Source organism: Nocardia huaxiensis, from assembly GCF_013744875.1.
Taxonomy (GTDB): domain Bacteria; phylum Actinomycetota; class Actinomycetes; order Mycobacteriales; family Mycobacteriaceae; genus Nocardia; species Nocardia huaxiensis.
Map to the genome: position 1 here is coordinate 1,861,460 of NZ_CP059399.1, position 21,386 is coordinate 1,882,845.

Genomic DNA, 21,386 nt, shown 5'->3' on the forward strand with positions numbered 1-21,386 from the left:
CTCGCTTTCGGTCGCATCGGGCCGCCAAGGCTGAGAGGCTGTCCGGTATGTCAGGGGTTTTTCCCGGTGCCGGGCGGCTGGGCGCCGCGGTGGCACGGGTGCTGGATCAGGCCGGATCGCCGGTGGGGGCCGGGTTCGTCATCGGGGCGGGACGCCTTGCGACCTGCGCGCACGTGGTCGAGGAGGCCGCGGGGGAGGGCGGCGTCGGGGTCGAGGTGACGGTGGATTTCCCGCTCGTCGACGGTGCGCCGCGAGTAGTGGCGCGGGTGCATCGGTGGGAGCCGGTGCGGGCCGATGGGCGCGGGGATATCGCACTGCTGGCCATCGAGGGGGAGGCGGTCGGGGGCATGTCCTCGCCGCCGCTGTGGCGCGCGGACCGGCCGTGGGGGCGGGAATTCCGGGCCATCGGATTTCCATCGGAATTGGCCGACGGCGTCTGGGTGTGGGGGGAATTCCGGGCCGCGCAGGGCTCCGGATGGCTGCAATTGCACGGGGCCAGTGGCGGACAGCCGATCACCGGCGGATTCAGCGGATCGCCGGTGTGGGACGCGGGCAGTGCGGCCGTGGTGGGAATGGCCGTGGCGGCGGATCGGCGGCGATTGACGCGGACAGCCTTCATGATTCCGGTGAATGTGGTGCTCGGCACGGAACCGGGCCTGCTGCCGAATCCCTATCGCGGACTGGAACCGTTCGGGGAGAACGATTCCCGATTGTTCTACGGGCGCGGCGCGGATATCGAACGCGTGTTGGAGGCGCTGCGGGAGCGCCCGGTGGCGGCGGTGGTGGGGCGCTCGGGGATCGGGAAGTCGTCGCTGGTGATGGCGGGTGTCGCGGCGCGCTCACGGGCGGACGGCGTGCGCGTGGAATACCTTTCGGCGGAATCGAATTGGGTCGTGCCCGAAGTGCCGCCGGGGGAGAAGGCGCTGCTGGTGGCCGACCAGTTCGAGGAACTGGTGGCGACCGCGCCGGAGGCGGCGCGGGAACGCTTGCGCGCCCTGCTGTCCCGCGCGGTCGATCCAGCGGTGCGCGTCCTGCTGACACTGCGCTGGGATGTGATGGAGGCGCTGGCCGACGACGATCTCGCCGCCGTCCTGGACCAGGCCACCGTGACCCTGTCCCCGATGGGCCGGGATCAGCTGCGCCAGGCCATTCGCGGCCCGGCCGCGCACGCACCCGGCGTGGACCTGGACGACGATCTGGTGGAACGGCTCATCGACGACACGGTCGGCGAACCCGGCGGGCTGCCGCTGCTCGAATCGGTGCTCACCGAACTCTGGGAGCAGCGCACCGGCGGCCGCCTGTCCCTCGCCGACTACGAGCGTGTCGGCCGCGCCGCCGGCTCCATCGCCCGCCGCGCGGAACGGGTGTACGGCCTGTTCCCGACGGGGCCCGGCGGTCCGGCCCCCGGCGCCGAGCCGGGTTCGCCCGACGTCGATCCGGCTCCCTCGGCCGAGCCGGATCAGCGGGCGGTGCGGCGGTTGCTGACGATGCTGGCCGCGCCGCGCGGGGACGGCTTCGTGCGGGTGCCCGTCTCCATGCGGGATGTGCCCGAATTACGGGCTGTGGCAGGACTTTTGGCGCGCGAGCGGCTCGTCGTCACCGGGCGGGGGGCGGATGACGCGGATGTGGTGGAGCTGGCGCATCAGTCGCTCATCGACAATTGGCCGCGGCTGCGTGAATGGCTCGAGCACGATCGCGATTTCCTGGCCTGGCAGCGGCGCACCGAGCGGGAACGGCGCAGCTGGGTCGCGCAGGGCGCCGACGACGGCGGATTGCTGCGCGGCAGTGCGCTGTCGGCGGCGGAGGAATGGGTGGCGCGGCGGCCGGAAGACATTCCGAATCCCCTGCGGCGCTATATCTTCGCGGGAACCCGGGTGCGCCGCCGGGAAGTGCGGCGGTGGCGGGTGGTGACCGCGGTGCTCACGGTGGTGAGCCTGGTGGCGGCCGGTACGGCCGTCTTCGCCTACCGCACCGGTGCGCAGCGGGAAGCGGCATTGCGGTCGCTGGCGGGGGCGGCGCTGGCCGAGCAGTCGTTGCAGCTGGCCGAATCGCAGCCCAGTCAGGCGCTGCAATTGGCGCAGGCCGCGGCACGTCTCGCTCCCGACGACCCCAAGGTCGAGTCCGCGCTGCTGGTGCAGCAGCTGCGGCTGGCGTCCGCGACGGCCGTGCGCTCCGGACTGGGCAAGGACATCCGCCTCGTCGCCACCGACGAGACCGGATCGACGGTGGTCACCGGCGACAGCGACGGCACCGTCACGGTGTGGCCGGGCCTCCTCGATGGCGGCGCCGACTCCTGGCGGCTGCCGCTGCGCAACGCGGTGTCGCTGACCATGAGCGGCAATGGAACCAAGCTCGCGACGGTGAACAGCCTTGGTGGAGTGGAAGTCTGGGATCTCACGACCCGCACCGGACCGCATCGTGTGCGACCCGACACGGAGGTCGCCCCGGCGAATTCGGCCGGTTCGAGCCCGGCGGCGGGTTCGCCGCCTTCCTCTAACTCGCCGCCGTCCTCTGGCGCGGCACCGTCCACGGGCGCGAATTCCGGTGCGGGACAGGGCGCGAGCGCCGCCGGTGAGGTGGCGCAGCTCCCGCCCACCGCGGTCAACGCGAGGTTCTCGGCCGACGGCACCCGCCTGGTCGTCTCCCAGGATCTGCGCCGCTCCCCGCTGCCCGCCGACAGCGCCAAACGCGTGCTGTCCGATGTCGGTGACGCCGATCTGGTGGAGACCTTCGACACGGCCGCCGACCCGCCCGCGCGGATCGGCGGATTCGGCACCACTTCACGCGCGGATATGCTTCCCCTGCAAGTGGATTCGGGAAGCTCCGAAACCTGGTTCCATGCCGTGGATGATCGCGGCGAGCAGCGCTATGAGCGGCGCTCGGTGAACGGCGCGGTCGTCACCCCGCCCTCCGGTGACGAGGCGCGCGGCACGGTCGTCGGCTGCGGCGACAATCTGATCGGCACCGTGCTGGTCCGGGAAAGCAACGAGCAGAAGACCTTCGGCGTCGGCGCGGGCTGCCTGGACGTGCCCGGCGGTGCGGTGGTGGATCGCGACGAGACCGGCCGCTACCTGGTGGTGTCGTATGTGCCGGAGGGCACGCTGTTCCAGCTGATCCACCTGGTGGACACCGTGACTCAGCAGCGCTACAAGGTGCAGGCGCGCTATCAGAGCACCGGCAGGCCCAGCTTCATCGTGCGCCCCGGTCCGGACGGGCCGGTGCTGTTCGTGGTCGGCGCGGACGATCTGACCCGGCACGCCCCCGCCGCGGCAATGGCGACCGTCACCGAATTCGGCGCCACTCCGACCACCATGGTCTGGAGCGACAATGGTCGCTGGGTAGCCGAATTCCACGCGAGCGCAGCACGATTGGAGGTGCGCGAGGTGCTGCCGCGGGTCCTGCCCGCCCGCACCCGCACGGTCGGCTGGGCCGCGCAGGCGCGCCGGGTGTCGATGGCGGTCACCGCCGACGACAAGTATCTGGTCGTCGGCTTGGATTCCCATGAGCTGCACTTCTATTCGCTGCCCGACCTGCATCCGGCCGGGGTGGTCCGGCTGCCGGTGCCGGCGGAATACCAAGGGACGCAAGCGCGGGTCGTACCGACCGCCGTGGTGGCCACCCGCGACGACGAGGTGGCCGTCCTGCACGCCGGTTATGTGACCCGCTGGCATGCCCGGGACGCCTCCGCCATCGGCGCGCCCCAGCAGGTGTGGCGGGATGCCGCCGAACTTCAGGCCGTCGCCGAGGTCGGCTTCGCCATCGGCAACGGCACCGAGCCGGGTGATCTGCTGATCTTCACGCGCCGTGCGATCACGGTGTGGGACAGCGTGACCGGCCGCCGCATCCGGGTGATGACCAGCAGTGCGACCGGCTGGATCGAGGCCCTGTTCAAAACTGTCGACGTCCCCATCGCCTACGTGTGGACCGAACGCAAGCGGATCGAACGCTGGAACACCGGCACCGGCCGCGTCGAGACGGTGGCCATCGCCGTGCCGTGGGCCCCGTATCTGGAGTTGCTGCCCAATGGTCTGGTGGTCGCCGGGTGGGACAACGGCAAGGTGCAGATCATGGACGGTGACTACGGCATTCTGGTGAACGCGAAAACGCCTGCGAGCCAGGCGCGGGCGTGGGTGAACCATGTCGGCACCACCTTCTATCTGATCACCGACAACGGTCTGCTCACCCTCGATCTGAATCGGGAGCACATCCTCGACCGGCTGTGTGCCATCAGCGCCCGCGACTTCACCGACGCCGAACGCGCGCTGCTACCGCCCGGCGCGAACGACACGCCACCGTGTCCGTGACCGGTGTAGTCCGCCGCGGCTGACCCGCACACAGCAAAAAATCCGGCACTTCCGAAAATTCGTACCCAACCTTTCGGCCCTCCCCGAAGTCCTTCCTCATGCAGGCGGTGCGCGCCGGCGGAGGGGTCCGGCGCGCGCCACTGCCACGAGTCGAGGAGGCATCATGAGCAACCTGGTCAGCCGCGACCTCTCCGCGCTGCTCGGAGCGACCCGCGCCGCAGTGCTGGAGGCCATCGCCGACGGCGGGAGCACCACGGAAGTGGCGCTGCGCCTGGGTGTTTCACCCTCCTCCGCCAGCGAGCACGCGGCCGTGCTGCGGCGGGCCGGGCTGGTGATCAGCGTGCGCGCCCGCAATCAGGTGCGACACCACCTGACGCCACTCGGCATCGCCCTGCTGGGTCTGGAAGTCCCCGACCAGCGGACCTTCGACCCGCGCGCCCAGCGGGCCCGCGACCTGCCCGCGCAGCGGGCGGCGGGCGACACCATGACCGCCCTGGCCCGTCACCCCGCAGTCAGGCGACCTGCAGATTCGCGCGCACCTTGGCCAGCGCGCCCGCCACGTACGCTTTGACCGTCCCCGCCGCCAGCCCCATCATCTCGGCGGTCTGCGCGTAGGTGTTGCCCGCGTACGAATGCAGCACCACCGCTTCCCGTTCTCGCGGCGGCAACTGCTCGAGCGCGTCGATGAGCAGCTGCCGCAGCGTGACCAGATCCTCGAACGGCAGTCCGGCGTGATCGGCGAGCTGCGTGATGCGTTCCTGCCCATCGGGATCTACCCGCGACCGATCGGAGGCATTGCGCCGCCATCGATCCCGCACCAGATTCCGGGTGGCCGTCCACAGATATCCGCGCATGGCCGCGGTATCGCTGGTGTCCGGCCGCGCCGCATAGGTCCGCATGAGCGCGGTCTGCACGATGTCCTCGGCATCCCCGCGATTGCCGACCTGCGCGATCGTCCAGCCGATCAGCTTGTCCTGCTCGGATTCGTATGCCTCGACGAGGATTTCGTCGAACACCTCGGCGGCGGCGACCCGCGCCCGCGCGATCCGCACCAGCGCACTGCCCGCTCCCGGCGGTTCGAGCAGCAGCAGCGGGTCGCGCGCGCATTCCCGCAGCAGTGCCCCGAGCAGGTCACCGAGTGAATTGTCGGCCGCCGCGGTGGCCTGGTCCGGTTCCATGCCCTACCTCGAACGTTCCACCAGAGTCGATGATTGGAACTGTACGACAGCGGGCCGATTCAGGCACAAATACGCGAGCCCCCAGAAATATGGACAGCGGGAACGCACCGGCCGGTCGGCCCGCGCGGCCCGACCACGACCCCTCGGGCACCGAAATCGGGCCGGGCATAGTATCGGGGCTATGACCGGAATGGACCGCCCACGGCGGTTGCGCCGTACTCCCGCCATGCGCCGCCTCGTGGCCGAAACCACCTTGCAGCCGCGGCAGCTGATTCTCCCCATGTTCGTGGCCGACGGCCTGGACGAGCCGCGTGAGATCTCTTCCATGCCAGGCGTTTACCAGCACTCCATGGATTCGCTGCGCAAGGCCGCGGTCGAAGCCGTCACCGCGGGCGTGGGCGGTCTCATGCTGTTCGGCGTCCCGCGCCAGGAGGACAAGGACGCCGACGGCAGCCAAGCCTCGGATCCGGACGGCATTCTGAATCGCGGCCTGCGCGCCCTGGTGCAGGAGGTCGGCGGTTCCACGGTCGTCATGGCCGACACCTGCCTCGACGAATTCACCGATCACGGTCACTGCGGTGTGCTCAACGATTCCGGCGCCGTCGACAATGACGCCACCCTGCGCCGCTACGTGGAAATGGCGCTGGCGCAGGCCGACACCGGCGCGGATCTGCTCGGCACCAGCGGCATGATGGACGGCCAGGTGGGCGCCATCCGCGCGGGCCTGGACGCGGCCGGCCACACCGACACCGGCATTCTCGCCTACGCCGCCAAGTACGCGTCCGCGTTCTACGGCCCGTTCCGGGAGGCGGTGGCCTCCTCGCTCGAGGGTGATCGCCGCAGCTACCAGCAGGATCCGGCGAACCGCCGCGAGGCCATCCGGGAGCTGGCACTGGATCTGGCCGAGGGCGCGGACATCGTCATGGTGAAACCGGCCATGTCGTATCTGGACATCCTGCGCGATGTCGCGGACCGCTCGACGGTTCCGGTCGCGGCCTATCAGATCTCCGGCGAGTACGCCATGATCACCGCCGCCGCGCAGAACGGCTGGATCGACCGTCGCGCCGCGATCCTGGAGTCGCTCATGGGCATCCGGCGTGCCGGGGCCGACATGGTCCTCACCTACTGGGCCACCGAAGCCGCGCACTGGCTGTCATAGCGGTGAGTGAGCGAGTACCGACCGTCGTGAATCCCATGCAACCCCCGGCGCCGCCGCGCGTCGTGCCCGAGGATGTCCGCACCGCCTGTCAGCTCTGGTACGCCGCGCTGTGCGTGGGCGTCGTGCAGGCGGTGGCCGGCATTCTGACCCAGCTCGGGCGGCGGGACGAGCTGGCGCAGCAGATGTTCGACGATATGAAGGACAGTCAGCCGGGTCTCACGCTCGCGCAGACCAAGCTGTACGTGGTGATCGCGTTCGGTGCGGCCGGATTCTTCTGGCTGGTGCTGACCGGTGTCGCGGTGCTGTTCGTCTATCAGCTCGGACGCGGAAAGAACTGGGCGCGAGCGCTGCTCACCGGTCTCGGACTGTTCTTCGTGCTCGGCGCGATCGGCACGCTGTTCATGCCGGGCTCCTCGCCGGGGGCCGCCGCGCTGGTGGCCAGCTGCGCCGGAATCGTCCAGGCGGTGCTGGCCGCCGGAGCCGTATTCCTGTGCTTCCGAAAGGATTCCGACGCCTACTTCCGTCCGGTCCGGCAATGAGTACTCCCGAGTTTGTTACGGCCGTACTACCGGGTATGGTGAGGGCTGTCACAGGGAGTTCGGGAACCGGAAGCCGTTCGTCATGCGTTGTGTCATGGTGCGTTTGCTTCCGGGAAAGCGGAGGCATCGATGCGAGTGGTGATCCAGCAGCCGCACAGCCTTCGGCGAGATGTGCTGGTGTTGAGTCTGCTCTTTCTGTTCGGACTGCTCACCCTCGCCGTGCTGTTGATTCCGGGACTCGTCGGCTGAGCCCCATGATCTTTTCGCCCGGCCTATGAGTGAGGTCGAAACACCCACGGCCGTGCTGTTTTCCGAGCCCGGTGCGCGCTGGCGCACCATCGCCTACGGGCCCGCGCTGTGCGCGATCATCCTGATTCTGGAGATCGTGCGCGGCGGCGACATCCACTGGTTCGGGCTCGTGTTCTGCGCCGCCCTGCTCGGCGGATTCGTCTGGTTGCAGGTGCTGGCTGGAAGACGCCACATCAGTGTCGAATTGACGCCCGAGCACCTGCGGCAGGGCGCCGAGACGCTGTCGCTGAGCAAAATCGCCGCGGTACTGCCCGAAGTCGACGAGGAATCCTGGGATGATGAGCCGTGGGAGTCGGCGCGGGCGCTCGGGGAACTGACCGGGGTGCCGCGGCGGCGCAAGGGCATCGGCCTGAAGCTGAAGAACGGCGATCTGGTGCAGGCATGGGCGCGCGACCATCGGACGCTGCGGGCGGAACTCACCGCGGTGCTGGAATCGGTCGGCGGCAGCGAGGCGAAGGAGGCGAGCTGATGCGGATGCTCACCGTGCTCGTCGAATTCGTGTTCGCCGCGCTGTTCGCGGCGGCTGCGGTGTGGTGCTGGCGCAACGGCATTCACACCACCTGGTTCGCACAGACCGGTGACGCGCCGGCTTTCGAGGCCACGCGGTATTCGGGTCCGTGGCTGGCCCTGGCCACCGGTGCGGCGATTCTCGGCGGATTGCTGCTGATCGACCTGATCGCTCGCGTGTTCCGCCGCGCCCGCTGATCTTCCGGCGGACAATGGGGCGATGATGATGCGCACCGATCAGGTCGCGACGTCCGGGCTGGATCTGCTCCCCCCGCAGCTGAATTGCCTGTTCACCACGGGGTGGGCGTTGTTCTGCCTGGGTCTGCCGCTGTCCTAGAGGCTCACTCCCAGTTCTGGTAAATATCCAGCACTCGTCCGCCGCGGGTGCCGGGCGCGTTCACGTAGACGACGACCGTGCCGCCGGGATGCTGCGCGGCCTCCATGACCACCTGGCGCAGGGAGGCGTGCACACCGCCCTTGTCGTCGCGGTAGATCTCGGTCTCCGGGTGCAGGCCCGCGCCCATGCGATTGAGTGGCACGAACATGCTCACGATCGCCGGGACCGGGCCGCTCGCGATCGCGCGCGTCTCCTCCGGGGACAGATGCATGCCGATCCGCCCTTGATCGGGCTGCGCGATGGGCTCGCCCGCCGCCGCTTCCCCCGCCGCGGCGCCCACCGCCGCCGCACCCGCCATCGCCATGATCAGACCCGCGCCGAACCGCTTGAACCGCAACGTCCCTCCCACTCTCGATGCCGCTTCCTGGGCCGAGAGATTACGCACCGGCAACCTGTTAGCGACTGAATTCGACCCAACCGGTTCCGGCGTGTTGTCCCGGCGGGTTGCCGGGCGGCGTGGCGGATCGGCGTGGGCTCCGTGCGGGGAGCGAACTGCGCGAACTCGTGCAAAGATCATGGGTTTCGCTGTGTGACAGCCCACTCGACTACACCCTGTCGTCGACGGGGGGAGGGGCGGCTGCCAGACTGGGTGCCGTGAGTTCTTCTCCGCGTGTGAGCCAGGCTTCCGTGCCGGTCTCAGCCCAACTCTTCGAGCGCGCCGCCGAGGTCATTCCGGGTGGCGTGAATTCACCGGTGCGGGCCTTCAAATCCGTCGGCGGGACGCCGCGATTCATCGCCTCCGCACGCGGCTGCACCCTCACCGACGCCGACGGCAACGACTACGTCGACCTGGTGTGTTCCTGGGGTCCGATGATTCTCGGGCACGCGCACCCGGCGGTCGTGGAGGCCGTGCAGCGGGCGGCCGTCTCCGGGCTGTCCTTCGGTGCGCCGACCGAGGCCGAGATCCTGCTCGCCGAGGCCATCGCCGCGCGGGTCGCTCCGGTCGAGCGGGTGCGGCTGGTCAACTCCGGCACCGAGGCCACCATGAGCGCGGTCCGGCTGGCGCGCGGCTACACCGGCAACTCCAAGATCATCAAGTTCAGCGGCTGCTACCACGGGCACGTGGACGCGCTGCTGGCCGACGCCGGCTCCGGCGTCGCCACCCTCGGCCTGCCCACCTCGCCCGGTGTGACCGGCGCGCAGGCGGCCGACACCATCGTGCTGCCGTACAACGATCTGCAGGCCGTCGCGGACACGTTCACCGCGTATCCGGGTGAGATCGCCTGCGTCATCACCGAGGCCGCCGCGGGCAATATGGGCGCGGTCGCGCCGCAGCCCGGATTCAACGAGGGCCTGCGCAAGATCACCCGGGAGCACGGCGCGCTGCTCATCATGGACGAGGTCATGACCGGCTTCCGGGTGAGCGCGTCCGGCTGGTACGGCATCGACGGCGTCGCGGGCGATCTCTACACCTTCGGCAAGGTCATGTCGGGCGGGCTGCCCGCCGCGGCCTTCGGCGGTCGCGCCGAGATCATGAACCATCTGGCCCCGCTCGGCCCGGTCTATCAGGCCGGCACCCTGTCCGGAAACCCGGTCGCCGTCGCCGCGGGCCTGGCCACCCTGCAGGCCGCCGACGCCGAGGTCTACGCGGCCCTCGACCGCAACGCCGACCGGCTCGGCAAACTCTTCACCGAGGCGCTGTCCGCCGAAGGCGTCCCGCACCAGGTGCAATTCGCGGGCAATATGGTGAGCGTGTTCTTCGCCGAGAGCCCGGTCACCGACTACGCCGCCGCCAAGGCCAGCCAGACCTGGCGCTTCCCCGCCTTCTTCCACGCGCTGCTCGACCACGGCGTGTACGCGCCGCCGAGCGCCTTCGAGGCATGGTTCGTCTCCGCGGCCCTGGACGAGAACGCATTCGATCGCATCGCCGCAGCCCTCCCCGCCGCCGCCCGCGCCGCGGCGGCCGCCACCCCCGAAGGATCCGCTTCGTGACCTCCAACCACCCCGACGCGTCCCTACCCGCCCCCACCCCAGCCCAGGCCCCGCTCTCGGTCGCGGAAGCCGCCCGCCTGCTGGACTCCATCCGTCAGACCGAGGACGTCGAAACCGACGCCACCGCAACCGAATCCGCGCCCACGGCCGACGCCGACGCCGCAGATTCCGCCGCCGTCGAGGAGCCGGTGACGGAACCCGCTGCCGCCGAGCCGGTTCCGGCCGACGCCGAGGAAGCCCTCGACGAGGCCCCGCTCGCGGAAGCCGCGGCCGCCGAAGCCGCGGCTGACGCGGAGGCTGTCCTGGCCGAATCCTCCGGTCCCGCAAGCGGTTTGATCCTGCCGGGCGATGTGGCCTCGGATGTGGAGACCATCGTGCATGTCATGCGGCACGGTGAGGTGCACAACCCGAATGGGATCCTGTACGGGCGGCTGCCCGGATTCCAGTTGTCGGTGACGGGGCGGTCGCAGGCCGCCGCTGTCGCGCGGTCGCTGGCCGATCATGACATCGCGCTGGTGGTGGCCTCGCCGCTGCAGCGGGCGCAGGAGACCGCGGAACCTGTTGCGTCGCAGCACGGTTTGGTGATTCGCACCGATGACAACCTCATCGAGGCCGGTAATACCTTCGAGGGCCTGCGGGTGTCGGTCGGGGACGGCGCGCTGCGCAAGCCCCGGCACTGGTGGAAGCTGCGCGACCCGTTCACGCCGTCGTGGGGTGAGCCGTACCTGCAGATCGCGCACCGCATGCTCGCCGCCGTCAACAAGGCGCGCGTGGAAGCCGCCGGGCGGGAAGCCGTGCTGGTGTCGCATCAGCTGCCGGTGTGGACGCTGCGCCGCTTCCTGCAGGGACAGCGGCTCTGGCACGACCCGCGTCAGCGTCAGTGCTCGCTCGCCTCGCTGACTTCCCTTGTCTACCAGGGCGATACGTTGATCGACATCGTCTACTCCGAACCTGCCGGCGCCACCGATCCCAAGGTGACCGGGGCATGAGACGGACCATCGCGTCCCTGCCCGCACCGGTGCGGGCGGTGGTTCTGCTGGCGAGCATCTGCCTGGTGCTCGCCGGTTGTTCCACCGCGGGCAAGGACGCGGTGGCTCAGGGCGGCACCTTCGACTTCGTCTCCCCGGGCGGCAAAACCGACATCTTCTACGATCCGCCGTCCGAGCGCGGGACCATCGGCAAGCTGTCGGGCCCGGATCTGATGGTGGACGGCAAGACCCTCTCGGTCGACGATTTCCCGGGCAAGGTCGTCGTCATCAATCTGTGGGGCCAGTGGTGCGGCCCCTGCCGCGCGGAAGCGCCCGCGCTGGAAAAGGTGTACGAGGCCACCCGCGATCAAGGCGTCGCCTTCCTCGGCATCAATGTGCGCGACAACCAGAAGGACAAGGCGCAGGACTTCGTCACCGACAACAAGGTCGGTTACCCCTCCATCTACGACCCGTCCATGCGCAGCCTGCTCGCGCTCGGCGGCAAATTCCCGACCAGCGTCATTCCGACCACCATCGTGCTGGACAAACAGCATCGGGTGGCGGCGGTCTACCTGCGCGCGCTGCTCGCCGAGGATCTGCAGCCCAAGCTGGAGGAGCTCGCGCGGGAGGGCGCGCAGTGAGCGTGACAGTGCTTGCGGGAGTGGGGGAGTCGTTCCAGCAGACCGCGCAGACCGGTCCGCTGCTGCTCGCGCTCGGGGCGTGCGTGCTGGCCGGGCTGGTGTCGTTCGCGTCGCCGTGCGTGGTGCCGCTGGTGCCCGGCTACCTGTCGTATCTGGCGGGCGTGGTCGGGGCCGAAGCGCCGCCGGTGACCGTCGAATCCGCGCAGCGCACAACGACTCTGGAGAAGCGCGGCCGCCTGCGGGTGGCCGGTGCGGCGGGGCTGTTCGTGGCCGGGTTCACCGTCGTGTTCGTGCTCGCCTCCGCCACCGTGTTCGGCGCGATCAATGCGCTGGAACTCAATCGTGAACTGCTGCAACGCATCGGCGGCGTGGTCACCATCATCATGGGGCTGGCGTTCATCGGACTGATTCCGGCTTTGCAGCGGGACACCCGCATGGAGCCCAAGCGGCTCAGCGGTGTCATCGGCGCGCCGCTGCTGGGCGCGGTGTTCGCGCTCGGCTGGACGCCGTGCCTGGGCCCGACGCTGTCCGGCGTCATCTCCGTGTCCGCGGGCACCGAGGGCACCACCGCCGCGCGCGGCGTCGCCCTGATCGTCGCCTACTGCGCCGGACTGGGCCTGCCCTTCGTGATCCTGGCGTTCGGTTCGGCCACCGCCCTGCGCGGTGTCGGCTGGCTGCGCCGCAACTCCCGCACCATCCAGGTGGTCGGCGGCATCCTGCTGGTGGCCGTCGGTTTCGCCCTGGTGACCGGGGCCTGGGACGACTTCGTCGCCTGGGTCCGCGACGCCTTCGTCTCGAATGTGACCCTGCCGATCTGATGACCGCGACCACCTCCGCATCCCCCGCCCCCGCGCCCGCCCGCCCGCCGCGTCAATCGCTGCCCGGCCGCGCGATCGCCCTGCTGCGCAATACCTGGCGCGGACTCACCAGCATGCGCACCGCGCTCATGCTGCTGTTCCTGCTGGCATTGGCGGCGATCCCGGGCGCGCTGCTGCCGCAGCGCAGCCTGAACGCCTCGAAGGTCGACGAGTACATCGCCAAGCGCCCGACCCTGGGCCCGTGGATGGATCGGCTCGAACTGTTCGACGTGTTCTCCAGCTTCTGGTTCACGGCCGTCTATGTGCTGCTGTTCGTTTCGCTGGTCGGCTGCATCCTGCCGCGCGTGTGGGATCACTACCGGGCGATGCGGACGCCGCCGGTCAAGGCGCCGCGCAACCTTTCCCGCCTGCCCTACAGCTATGCGGGCAGTGACACCGAGACCCCCGACGAGGTCATCGACCGCGCCCGCAAGGAGTTGCGCGGCTGGAAGACCTTGGTGCTGCCCGGTTCTCGCGAAGGCGAACTGACGCTGTCGGCGGAGAAGGGGTACACCCGCGAGCTCGGCAATATCGTCTTCCATCTCGCGCTGGTGGCGCTGCTGGCGGCCATCGCCATCGGCAAGCTGTTCGGCTACGAGGGCAATGTGGTGGTCATCGCCAATGACGGCCCCGGTTTCTGCACCACTTCCCCGGCGGTGTTCGACTCCTTCCGCGCCGGCAATGTGGTCGACGGCACCGGCCTGACCCCGATGTGCGTGCGCGTCAAGAACTTCAAGGCCGACTACCTGCCCAACGGTCAGGCCGAGATGTTCACCTCCGACATCCAGTACCAGGCCGGCGCGGACCTGAACACGAACACCTGGCGCGACACCACCATCAAGGTGAATCATCCGCTGCGTGTCGCGGGTGACCGTCTCTATCTGCAGGGCCACGGTTTCGCGCCGAAGTTCACGGTCACCTTCCCGAACGGGCAGACCCGTACCGAGGCCGTCCAGTGGCGGCCCGACGACGCGACCACCTTCCTGTCCTCCGGTGTGCTGCGCATCGACCCGCCCGGCGGGCTGTACCCGAACGAGGAAGATCGCCGCAAGAACCAGATCGCGATCCAGGGCCTGTTCGCGCCCACCGCGCTGCTGCACGGCTCCCTGCTCACCTCGGCGTTCCCGACCATGACGGATCCGATGGTGGCGGTCGACATCTACCGCGGCGAAACCGGTTTGGACACCGGCCGCGCTCAGTCCCTGTTCTCCCTCGACCCCGAGATGATCAAGCAGGAACGCCTGAAGAAAGAGCAGCGCGTCAACCTGAAACCAGGCGAATCGGTTTCGCTGTCCGACGGCACCAAGGTCACCTTCGACGGCGCCGAGGAATTCGTGAACGTCCAGGTCTCCCACGACCCGGCCCAGGGCTGGGTGCTCGTCAGCGCCCTGACCATGATGGCCGGCCTCCTGGTCTCCCTGCTGGTGAAGCGCCGCCGCATCTGGCTCCGCGTCTACCCCGACCAGACCCCTGGCGATCAACGACGTACCGTAGTAGAAATGGGCGGACTGGCCCGCACCGACCAGGCCGGCTGGGGCGCCGAATTCGACCGCCTCCGCACCCGCCTGCTGGCCACCGACCAACCCGCGACCCCTCGCACGGGAGACTGAACATGCCGATCGACGAAACCCTCGCCGGTTACAGCAACCTGGCCTTCAAAACGGCCTGGATCGTCTACACCCTCGTGCTGGCCATGCTCATCATCCAGTACTCCTCGCGCGGCAAGTCCAAGGCCGAAGAACGTGAACTGGTTGCCGCGGGCGGCGTCGAAACCCCTTCGCTCGTAGGCAAAGTAGAGGTGGGCAAGGTCGCAGACCGCCCGTCCCGCCCGCTTGCCGAGCGCCTCGGCAATATGGCCTTCGCCGTCCTGTTCGTGGCGACGGGCCTGCACCTGGCATCAATCGTGCTGCGCGGCTTCGCAACCCACCGCTTCCCCCTCGGCAACATGTACGAGTTCATCACCATGGCCACCGCCGCAGGCGTGGTCACCGGCTTGGTGTTCATGCACGACCGCCGCTACCGAGCCATGTGGGTCTTCCTCCTCGCCCCGGTCCTGATCCTGATGTTCCTCGCAGGCCAGGTCCTGTACGCCGAAGCGGCCCCCGTGGTTCCGGCCCTGAAATCGTTCTGGCTCCCCATCCACGTCACGATCGTGAGCATCGGCTCCGGCATCTTCCTCCTCTCCGGGATAGCCAGCCTCCTGTTCCTCCTCCGCCTCCGCCAGCCCGAAGGCGAAGAGTCCTCGAACCTGTTGGGCGCCTTGGCCCGCCGCCTCCCCGACGCCCGCACCCTCGACCGCCTCGCCTACAAGACGACCATCGTCGCCTTCCCCTTGTTCGGCACCGGCGTAATCCTCGGCGCAATCTGGGCCGAAGCAGCCTGGGGCCGCTTCTGGGGCTGGGACCCCAAGGAAACCGTCTCCTTCATCACCTGGGTCGTCTACGCCGCCTACCTCCACGCCCGAGCCACCTCGGGTTGGCGAGACACCAAAGCAGCCTGGATCAACATCGCCGGCTTCGTCGCAATGCTCTTCAACCTCTTCATCATCAACATCGTGGTCAGCGGCCTGCACTCCTACGCTGGCCTCAACTAAGCGGGACGCTCGACACAGCAGCCTGCATCTCACGCCAGGTGCGATGATTGAGGCTGTTCATATAGAACGATTCCTGTTCTGAACAGCCTCACCAGCGCGAGAACCGACCGGCACGGAGGCGGGCGATGACAGTGGAGATGCAGCCGATCCCGCACATGCGGCCGATCACGGTGGAAGAATTCGACGCTCTACCTGTCGACAACAGCGTGATTTACGAGATCGAGAACGGATTCTTGCTCGTGAATGCCCGGCCCGCTCCGCCGCACAGTCGCGTCCTGCGACGCCTCGCCAACCAGATCGACAACCAGCTCCCCAACGGCTGGGAAGCTTTCGAAGAACTCGACGCCGAACTACCAGTTGGAAAATCGCCCCGCCGCTCGCCCGACCTGGTTGTAGCGCCCGAAGCCGTCGACCAGCAGGTCCGAGTCCGGAGCGACCAAATCGTACTGGCCGTCGAGATCTCCTCGTCGGGAGAGTCCGCAGTCCGCGAATACTCGCTGAAAGCGGGCGAGTACGCCGCCAATGGCATTCCGCACTACTGGGTGATCGACCTTCTCGACCTCGAGGGCTCAGCGGTAGGTCTGACAGTTTTCGTACTGGGAGACAACGGCCGCTACGAGATCCAGCCGCGCGTAACGGGCACAGTTGACGTCGACGAACCCTTCCCGCTCACCATCGACCTCGATGCCTTGATCGTCCGCAAGTCCGATCGCTGACCGAGATGGATCTCTACGGTGCGGTCGCGATTTCCAGGAATGCGGTTGGTCAGCTCGACAGGAGCGTTGGGGGCTGAACTTTCCGGATGCGGCTGCTGCGGAATCGGCTGCGACGACTCGCGGTCGGGCCCCGTTGCGACTTGGTGCGGGCCGTGTTCAGTGGGGTTCGAGGGGGTTGGCGGCGATTCGGGTGGCTACGCCGCCCTGGATGAGGGTGGCGGCGGCGCAGGTGGGTTTGCGGGTGGCTTGGGATTGCATGTGGGAGAGGAAGTCTGGGCCGAAACTCAGGCGGGGGTAGTGGGTCATCAGGGTTTTGGTGAAGGTGGGGGTGAAGTCGGGGAGGCGGAGGCCGGAGACGTCGGCGCTGGTGCCTACCTGGAGGAGGTGGCTTTCTACATCCTCGGTGGGGGAGACGTCTTCGCGCATGTGCTGGATGATGATGTGGCGGGCGCGGTTTCGGCGATCCTCGGGCCAGCCCAGGCCGGCTGTGAAGACGTTGGCGAGGTGGCCGCCTGCTTCTTCGAAGGGGAGGGTGTGGCTGTCGAAGGGGGCGGTCAGGCCCAGGTCGTGGAGGAGGGCTGCGACGTAGAGGAGTTCGGCGTCGTAGTCGAGGGAGTGGGTGCGGGCGTATTCGGCTGCCCAGAAGTAGGAGCGGACCGAGTGGTTGAACAGGGCCTGGTCGGCGTATTCGGCGCAGATCGAGCGGGCAGCGGTGGGGGCGTGGCCCTCGGGGGTGGGGAGGCCGGCGACAGTCATCCGATGATTCTTGCCGGTGACTGTCGCCGGGCGATGAGGGGGTGGGGTCGGTTCCCGGTGGCCGGGAACACCCGTCACGCGGCGCCGAGAGCGGCGGCGATCTTGCCGGCCATGGCGGTCACGGCCGGAGACTTCGCTGTTCCGGTGGCCGATTCGACGGCGACCAGGACGGTTCGAACGAAATTCTCCGCCTCGGCGGAGGACTGGGTGCCGAGTACCGCAACGGCCGCGGTCAGCGCCGGCAGCACGTGGTCGGCGAGTTCGGCGGCGTTCTTGCCGGGCAGTTTGATATCGCGGGCCTTGGCGGACAGGAGGTGGCCGGTCAGCCCGGTGGCCGAGGTGAGGGCGATGGTGCCCTGGCTGATGCCCTTGTGCGGGGCGCCGGCGGCGGCCAGCAGGGACACCGCACCGTAGGCGGCGGTGCGGACGATGCTCTTGTCCTGGTCGGTCAGGGTGATGGTGGCGGACATGGTGTGCTCCTTCGAATGATGGTGTGTGGCAGGCGATCTGGCCGGGAGGGTTTCGGTCGCGCTGTTCGATGTACACACTGTCGCCCTCGCCGCTGACACGAACCTGACGCCCGGCTGACAGCGCTGCTGACACGGGAGCGGACCGCGTCGGCCCGCCGGTTGCCTGCGGATTCCGGTGCAGGCCCTGCCCGGCTCGCTGTTCGTCAGGTCGTGCGCAATCTGCTGAATCCACTCTGAGCTGCGCCGTTAGCCGGTCATTGGTCGGTCGTTGGTGATTTCTCCGAGAGTCGATGCGAGCCGCTGAGGGGCGGCACCGATCGAGGGAGTCATCATGGGAAATGTCAACCGCGCCAAGGATGTACGCCGTCTCGCCGCTGCCGCGCTCGCGGCCGGTGCGCTCGCGGTGGGCGGCACGGTCGCGCTGGCCGCTCCCGCCGCCGCGGGTTACGACTGTCCGGGCGGGGTGTTCTGCGGCTACGACGGCCGTGACGGCACCGGCAGCATGATCTTCCAGTACGACTCGAGCTGCGTGCTGCACGACATCGGCAATGGCGGTGTGGGCGACCGGCTGACCTCGTACTGGAACCGCAGCGGCAAGACCGCGTGGGTCTACAACTGGACCGGCACCTACTGGCAGGAACTGGCCACCATCCCGGACGGCAGCCGGGGCAATCTGCCTTCCAGCGTGGACAATATCGCCGATGCCGTGAAGTTCTGCACCCCCGTCTAGTCCGAGGTCGTTTCGATTCCCCCCGATTTCGATTGGCAATACCTACTTTCGGCCAGCAAGATTGAGCCCGAGGACCGCCTGGTGTGGTTTCGCGCGGCAGGCCGTGGGGTCGGGATGAGGGATGAAGGCATGACGGACAACAACGAGCAGCACCCGGGGTACGGCACTCCGCAACAGCCGTACGGGGGGACGGGTGCGCAGTGGCCGGTTCCGCCGCAGGGGTATACCGCGCCCGGACAGCAGACCGGCGGGTACCAGGCGGCTGACCCGACCATGCAGTGGGCCGCGAACGAGAATCCGGCGCAGGCGGGATATGCCCCGCCGGGTTACGCCCCGCAGGGATATGCGCCGCAGGGCCAGTTCCCGCCGCAGGATCCGTATGCGCAGCAAGGGTTTTCGCAGCAGCAGTACTACCCCGGTCAGCAGCCGGGGTTTCCGGGGCAGCCGGGGTACGGCCCGCAGCCGCCGCAGCGCAATCGGACCGGTTTGATCGTCGCGATCGCGGTGGTCGTGGTGGCGCTGGTCGGCGGCGGGATCGCGGCGGTCGCGCTCACCCGGGACTCCGACGACGGCCTGTCCGGGCAGGCCGCCACTTCGACCACCACGACCGCCACCTCGGTGAAAACCACGGTTCCGTCGACGAAGTCGACGACGGCCGCCGCCACGCCCGGCTTCAAGGGTGTGGTGGTGCCGTCCATGGGCATCGCCTACGACGTGCCCACTGGCTGGACCGTCGCGGCGGCGTCCGAGACCGAGTCGTCGACCGGCACCAGTGGAACGCTGGTCGGCTTCGGCCGGGCGTACGAGGGCTACAACTACTGCCCCGGATCCACCTACCGCGCAATCGGTTTCGTGGTGAAGTCGGATGTGGCCGACCTCGCGGCGGCCGCGACCAAGGTGGCCAAGATCGCCTCGGAGAGCGGCTTCTCGGAGAAGAACGCGCAGCCCAAGTCGCCGTCGGATGTCACCACCACGAGCGGGATCGCCGGGAAGATGGTGGAGGGCGCCGGCCCGTGGAAGCCGTCGAAGGAGGGCTGCACCGCGAACGCGTACGCCGTGTACACGTTCGCGTTCAAGGGCCCGCAGGGGGCGACGCTGGTGCTGGCCATCGAGGCCGACCGGAATGCCACGGGTGAGACCACGCCGGATCAGGCCATGCAGATCATCCAGAGTGTGCGGAAGATCTGAGAAAGTCCGTTTTTACGGGGATTCGCCGTCGTGTCGCTCTCGTGAGAGCCGGCGCAGGAATTCGGGGTCGTCGTCGGGCCCGATGATGCGGTGTTGCCGGGTCGGCGCTACACCGGTGCCGGACGGTCGCTGGGGTCCGAAGGCCTTCCAGCACAACATCGCGACTGCCACGATCGCGATGAGTGCCAACAGGTACGTCACGTCGCTCACCTCCTGCCAACGAGGGTAATCCGTCGACGTACCTGCGGCACCGTAGAACGGTAAATCGCGGTTTAGACGCGGGTCGCCTCGGTGGTGAGGGACTTGAGCAACTGCAATACCTCGGATTCACGGAACCGGCGGTGACCGCCGGGAGTGCGGAGCGAGCCGAGACGCCCGGCGTGCGCCCAGCGGGTAACGGTCTTCGGATCTACGTGGAACAGGGCAGCCACCTGGCCAGGGGTGAGCAGGGTGTCCTGGCCGGTGACGGAACCCAATACGCGGCTCGCCGCGGTGAACGCAGTCATTCGCAAACCTTTCCGTATCGACAGATCCCTCATCAGTAGCGACATCGTTGCACCGCACCCCCCGAGTGTTCGAACAGTCTCTTTTTGGTAAAGAGGAAGTAATAGACAAAACGGATATCCGTTATGTGTTCGCGATCACTTTTGACTGGCCAGTAGCGAATATCCAGCGACATTCAGGCGGAGGGCGCGGCGTATGCCCGAATCGGTGTCACCTAGGCTGTGGGCCGTGAGTGAACCGACCCAGTCGAACGGTGCGGGGCGACGCCTCGCGAAGAATCTGGCCCTCTACACGGTGGCCCGGCTGGGCCTGGTCGCCGTGATCGCCGCGATCATCATCGGGGTCGCCAAGCTGGTGAGCGTGACCGTTCCGGTCATCGTCGCGCTGCTGTTCGGCCTGCTCATCGCCATGCCGCTGTCGCTGGTGCTGTTCAAAAAGCTTCGGACGCAAGTGAACAGGGACATCGCCGCGGTCGACGAGAAGCGGCGCAAGGATCGCGAACAGCTCATGAAGCGCCTGCAGGGCGGCGACGCGTGAAGCGCTGCGATCGACCCGCGCCCCGCGACTGGGTCGACAATGCGGTGCGGCTCATCGACGCCGACACCCAGCGCAGCGCCGACACCCATCTGCTGCGGTATCCGTTGCCCGCCGACTGGGGTGTGCAGCTGTACCTGAAGGACGAATCCACCCACATCACAGGCAGTCTCAAGCATCGCCTGGCGAGATCGCTGTTCCTGTACTCGCTCTGCAACGGCTGGATCACCGAAGGCACCACGGTGGTGGAGGCTTCGTCCGGTTCGACCGCCGTCAGCGAGGCGTACTTCGCGAAACTGCTGGGCCTGGACTTCGTGGCCGTCATGCCGGCCAAGACCTCACCGGAGAAGATCGCGCTGATCGAGGCGCAGGGCGGGCGCTGCCATCTGGTGCAGAACGCACCCGACATCTATACCGAGGCAGCGCGTTTGGCGGCCGAGACCAACGGCCACTACATGGACCAGTTCACGCACGCCGAACGCGCCACGGACTGGCGCGGCAATAACAATATTGCCGAATCGATCTTCGAACAGCTGGCCCTGGAGACGCATCCGGTGCCCGAGTGGATCGTCGTCGGCGCAGGTACGGGCGGTACCAGCGCGACCATCGGCCGCTACATCCGCTACAAGCGGCACGCCACCAAGCTGGCCGTGGTGGATCCGGAGAATTCGGCCTTCTACGGCGGATACGAGCTTTCCGACATCGGCTATCAGACCGGAATGCCTTCGCGGATCGAAGGAATCGGGCGTCCGCGGGTGGAGCCGTCGTTCCTGCCGAACGTGGTCGACACCATGATCGAGGTTCCCGACGCCGGGTCGATCGCGGCCGCGCGGCGGGCCAGCGCGGCGCTGGGCAAGCGGGTGGGCGGGTCCACCGGAACCAACCTCTGGGGTGCGTTTGCCCTGATTGCCGACATGCTCGCAGAAGGCCGCACGGGCAGCGTGGTCACGCTACTGTGCGATGGCGGGGACCGTTATGCCGGAACCTATTTCAATGACGAGTGGGTTGCCGGTCAGGGGCTGAGCCTGGCGGAACCGGAAGCGGTGCTTGCCGAATTCATCGCTACCGGTCATTGGTCGGCTTAGTTTTCGCACGGCACAGCTG

Annotated in this window: 23 protein-coding genes; 17 read left to right on the plus strand and 6 right to left on the minus strand. The window is 68.3% G+C overall.

Going from position 1 to position 21,386, the window contains the following annotated elements; translation table 11 throughout:
- The first annotated feature begins 47 nt into the window (after nucleotides 1-47).
- Together H0264_RS08430 and H0264_RS08435 are read left to right on the plus strand one after the other, a co-directional pair.
- Nucleotides 48-4,304 (plus strand): serine protease, encoded by a 4,257-nt coding sequence (locus H0264_RS08430; RefSeq protein ID WP_181583446.1) that lies wholly within the window; start codon nucleotides 48-50, stop codon nucleotides 4,302-4,304.
- A 163-nt stretch (nucleotides 4,305-4,467) separates the two neighbouring features.
- The gene (locus H0264_RS08435) at nucleotides 4,468-4,875 is read left to right on the plus strand and encodes an ArsR/SmtB family transcription factor (RefSeq protein ID WP_181583447.1); all 408 of its coding nucleotides are present in this window, start codon (nucleotides 4,468-4,470) and stop codon (nucleotides 4,873-4,875) included.
- Here H0264_RS08435 and H0264_RS08440 read toward each other — a convergent pair.
- Nucleotides 4,817-5,482, minus strand: a complete 666-nt coding sequence (locus H0264_RS08440; RefSeq protein ID WP_181583448.1) for an RNA polymerase sigma factor — start codon at nucleotides 5,480-5,482, stop codon at nucleotides 4,817-4,819. The genes H0264_RS08435 and H0264_RS08440 overlap by 59 nt on opposite strands.
- Nucleotides 5,483-5,663: 181 nt before the next feature.
- Between H0264_RS08440 and hemB the strand changes: the two genes are divergently transcribed.
- From hemB to H0264_RS08460, 4 genes are all read left to right on the plus strand, one after another.
- A complete protein-coding gene (gene hemB / locus H0264_RS08445; protein ID WP_181583449.1) occupies nucleotides 5,664-6,641 on the plus strand; it encodes a porphobilinogen synthase in 978 nt (325 codons plus the stop codon).
- 2 nt (nucleotides 6,642-6,643) lie between these two features.
- On the plus strand, nucleotides 6,644-7,180 hold the full coding sequence (locus tag H0264_RS08450) for a hypothetical protein (protein WP_181583450.1): 537 nt from the start codon (nucleotides 6,644-6,646) through the stop codon (nucleotides 7,178-7,180).
- 274 nt (nucleotides 7,181-7,454) lie between these two features.
- A complete protein-coding gene (locus H0264_RS08455) occupies nucleotides 7,455-7,958 on the plus strand; it encodes a hypothetical protein (protein WP_181583451.1) in 504 nt (167 codons plus the stop codon).
- A complete protein-coding gene (locus H0264_RS08460) occupies nucleotides 7,958-8,194 on the plus strand; it encodes a hypothetical protein (protein ID WP_181583452.1) in 237 nt (78 codons plus the stop codon). Before H0264_RS08455 ends, H0264_RS08460 begins: the two co-directional genes overlap by 1 nt.
- Nucleotides 8,195-8,337: 143 nt before the next feature.
- Here the strand turns inward: H0264_RS08460 and H0264_RS08465 are convergent, their stop codons facing one another.
- A complete protein-coding gene (locus H0264_RS08465) occupies nucleotides 8,338-8,730 on the minus strand; it encodes a hypothetical protein (RefSeq protein WP_244976138.1) in 393 nt (130 codons plus the stop codon).
- Between the two features lie 275 nt (nucleotides 8,731-9,005).
- On the opposite strand from H0264_RS08465, the gene hemL reads away from it, so the two are divergent.
- From hemL to H0264_RS08500, 7 genes are all read left to right on the plus strand, one after another.
- Nucleotides 9,006-10,325 (plus strand): glutamate-1-semialdehyde 2,1-aminomutase, encoded by a 1,320-nt coding sequence (hemL, locus tag H0264_RS08470; RefSeq protein ID WP_420832047.1) that lies wholly within the window; start codon nucleotides 9,006-9,008, stop codon nucleotides 10,323-10,325.
- Between the two features lie 383 nt (nucleotides 10,326-10,708).
- Nucleotides 10,709-11,314: a histidine phosphatase family protein gene (locus H0264_RS08475; protein WP_181585378.1), complete on the plus strand. Its 606-nt coding sequence runs from the start codon at nucleotides 10,709-10,711 to the stop codon at nucleotides 11,312-11,314.
- Nucleotides 11,311-11,934 (plus strand): TlpA disulfide reductase family protein, encoded by a 624-nt coding sequence (locus H0264_RS08480; RefSeq protein ID WP_181583454.1) that lies wholly within the window; start codon nucleotides 11,311-11,313, stop codon nucleotides 11,932-11,934. The genes H0264_RS08475 and H0264_RS08480 overlap by 4 nt, the downstream gene beginning before the upstream one ends.
- A gap of 2 nt (nucleotides 11,935-11,936) precedes the next feature.
- Nucleotides 11,937-12,752, plus strand: a complete 816-nt coding sequence (locus H0264_RS08485; protein ID WP_181585379.1) for a cytochrome c biogenesis CcdA family protein — start codon at nucleotides 11,937-11,939, stop codon at nucleotides 12,750-12,752.
- Entirely contained in the window at nucleotides 12,752-14,401 is a 1,650-nt protein-coding gene (gene resB, locus H0264_RS08490) for a cytochrome c biogenesis protein ResB (protein WP_181583455.1), read from the plus strand. The genes H0264_RS08485 and resB overlap by 1 nt, the downstream gene beginning before the upstream one ends.
- Nucleotides 14,402-14,403: 2 nt before the next feature.
- A complete protein-coding gene (ccsB, locus tag H0264_RS08495) occupies nucleotides 14,404-15,384 on the plus strand; it encodes a c-type cytochrome biogenesis protein CcsB (RefSeq protein ID WP_181583456.1) in 981 nt (326 codons plus the stop codon).
- A gap of 125 nt (nucleotides 15,385-15,509) precedes the next feature.
- A complete protein-coding gene (locus H0264_RS08500) occupies nucleotides 15,510-16,100 on the plus strand; it encodes a Uma2 family endonuclease (protein ID WP_181583457.1) in 591 nt (196 codons plus the stop codon).
- A gap of 156 nt (nucleotides 16,101-16,256) precedes the next feature.
- Here the strand turns inward: H0264_RS08500 and H0264_RS08505 are convergent, their stop codons facing one another.
- The gene (locus H0264_RS08505; RefSeq protein ID WP_181583458.1) at nucleotides 16,257-16,856 is read right to left on the minus strand and encodes an HD domain-containing protein; all 600 of its coding nucleotides are present in this window, start codon (nucleotides 16,854-16,856) and stop codon (nucleotides 16,257-16,259) included.
- Between the two features lie 74 nt (nucleotides 16,857-16,930).
- The gene (locus H0264_RS08510) at nucleotides 16,931-17,326 is read right to left on the minus strand and encodes a hypothetical protein (RefSeq protein ID WP_181583459.1); all 396 of its coding nucleotides are present in this window, start codon (nucleotides 17,324-17,326) and stop codon (nucleotides 16,931-16,933) included.
- Nucleotides 17,327-17,657: 331 nt separating this feature from the next.
- Here H0264_RS08510 and H0264_RS08515 point away from each other — a divergent pair, with 331 nt between their 5' ends.
- Together H0264_RS08515 and H0264_RS08520 are read left to right on the plus strand one after the other, a co-directional pair.
- Nucleotides 17,658-18,056: a peptidase inhibitor family I36 protein gene (locus H0264_RS08515; protein ID WP_181583460.1), complete on the plus strand. Its 399-nt coding sequence runs from the start codon at nucleotides 17,658-17,660 to the stop codon at nucleotides 18,054-18,056.
- 129 nt (nucleotides 18,057-18,185) lie between these two features.
- Nucleotides 18,186-19,244, plus strand: a complete 1,059-nt coding sequence (locus H0264_RS08520) for a DUF8017 domain-containing protein (protein WP_181583461.1) — start codon at nucleotides 18,186-18,188, stop codon at nucleotides 19,242-19,244.
- 12 nt (nucleotides 19,245-19,256) lie between these two features.
- On the opposite strand, the gene H0264_RS08525 is transcribed toward H0264_RS08520, so the two are convergent.
- Together H0264_RS08525 and H0264_RS08530 are read right to left on the minus strand one after the other, a co-directional pair.
- A complete protein-coding gene (locus H0264_RS08525; protein WP_181583462.1) occupies nucleotides 19,257-19,445 on the minus strand; it encodes a hypothetical protein in 189 nt (62 codons plus the stop codon).
- Between the two features lie 71 nt (nucleotides 19,446-19,516).
- On the minus strand, nucleotides 19,517-19,750 hold the full coding sequence (locus H0264_RS08530) for a BldC family transcriptional regulator (protein ID WP_181583463.1): 234 nt from the start codon (nucleotides 19,748-19,750) through the stop codon (nucleotides 19,517-19,519).
- 226 nt (nucleotides 19,751-19,976) lie between these two features.
- Between H0264_RS08530 and H0264_RS08535 the strand changes: the two genes are divergently transcribed.
- Both H0264_RS08535 and cds1 read left to right on the plus strand, forming a co-directional pair.
- On the plus strand, nucleotides 19,977-20,285 hold the full coding sequence (locus H0264_RS08535; RefSeq protein WP_231083498.1) for a DUF4229 domain-containing protein: 309 nt from the start codon (nucleotides 19,977-19,979) through the stop codon (nucleotides 20,283-20,285).
- The gene (cds1, locus tag H0264_RS08540; RefSeq protein WP_181583465.1) at nucleotides 20,282-21,367 is read left to right on the plus strand and encodes an L-cysteine desulfhydrase Cds1; all 1,086 of its coding nucleotides are present in this window, start codon (nucleotides 20,282-20,284) and stop codon (nucleotides 21,365-21,367) included. Before H0264_RS08535 ends, cds1 begins: the two co-directional genes overlap by 4 nt.
- The last annotated feature ends 19 nt before the right edge of the window (nucleotides 21,368-21,386 follow it).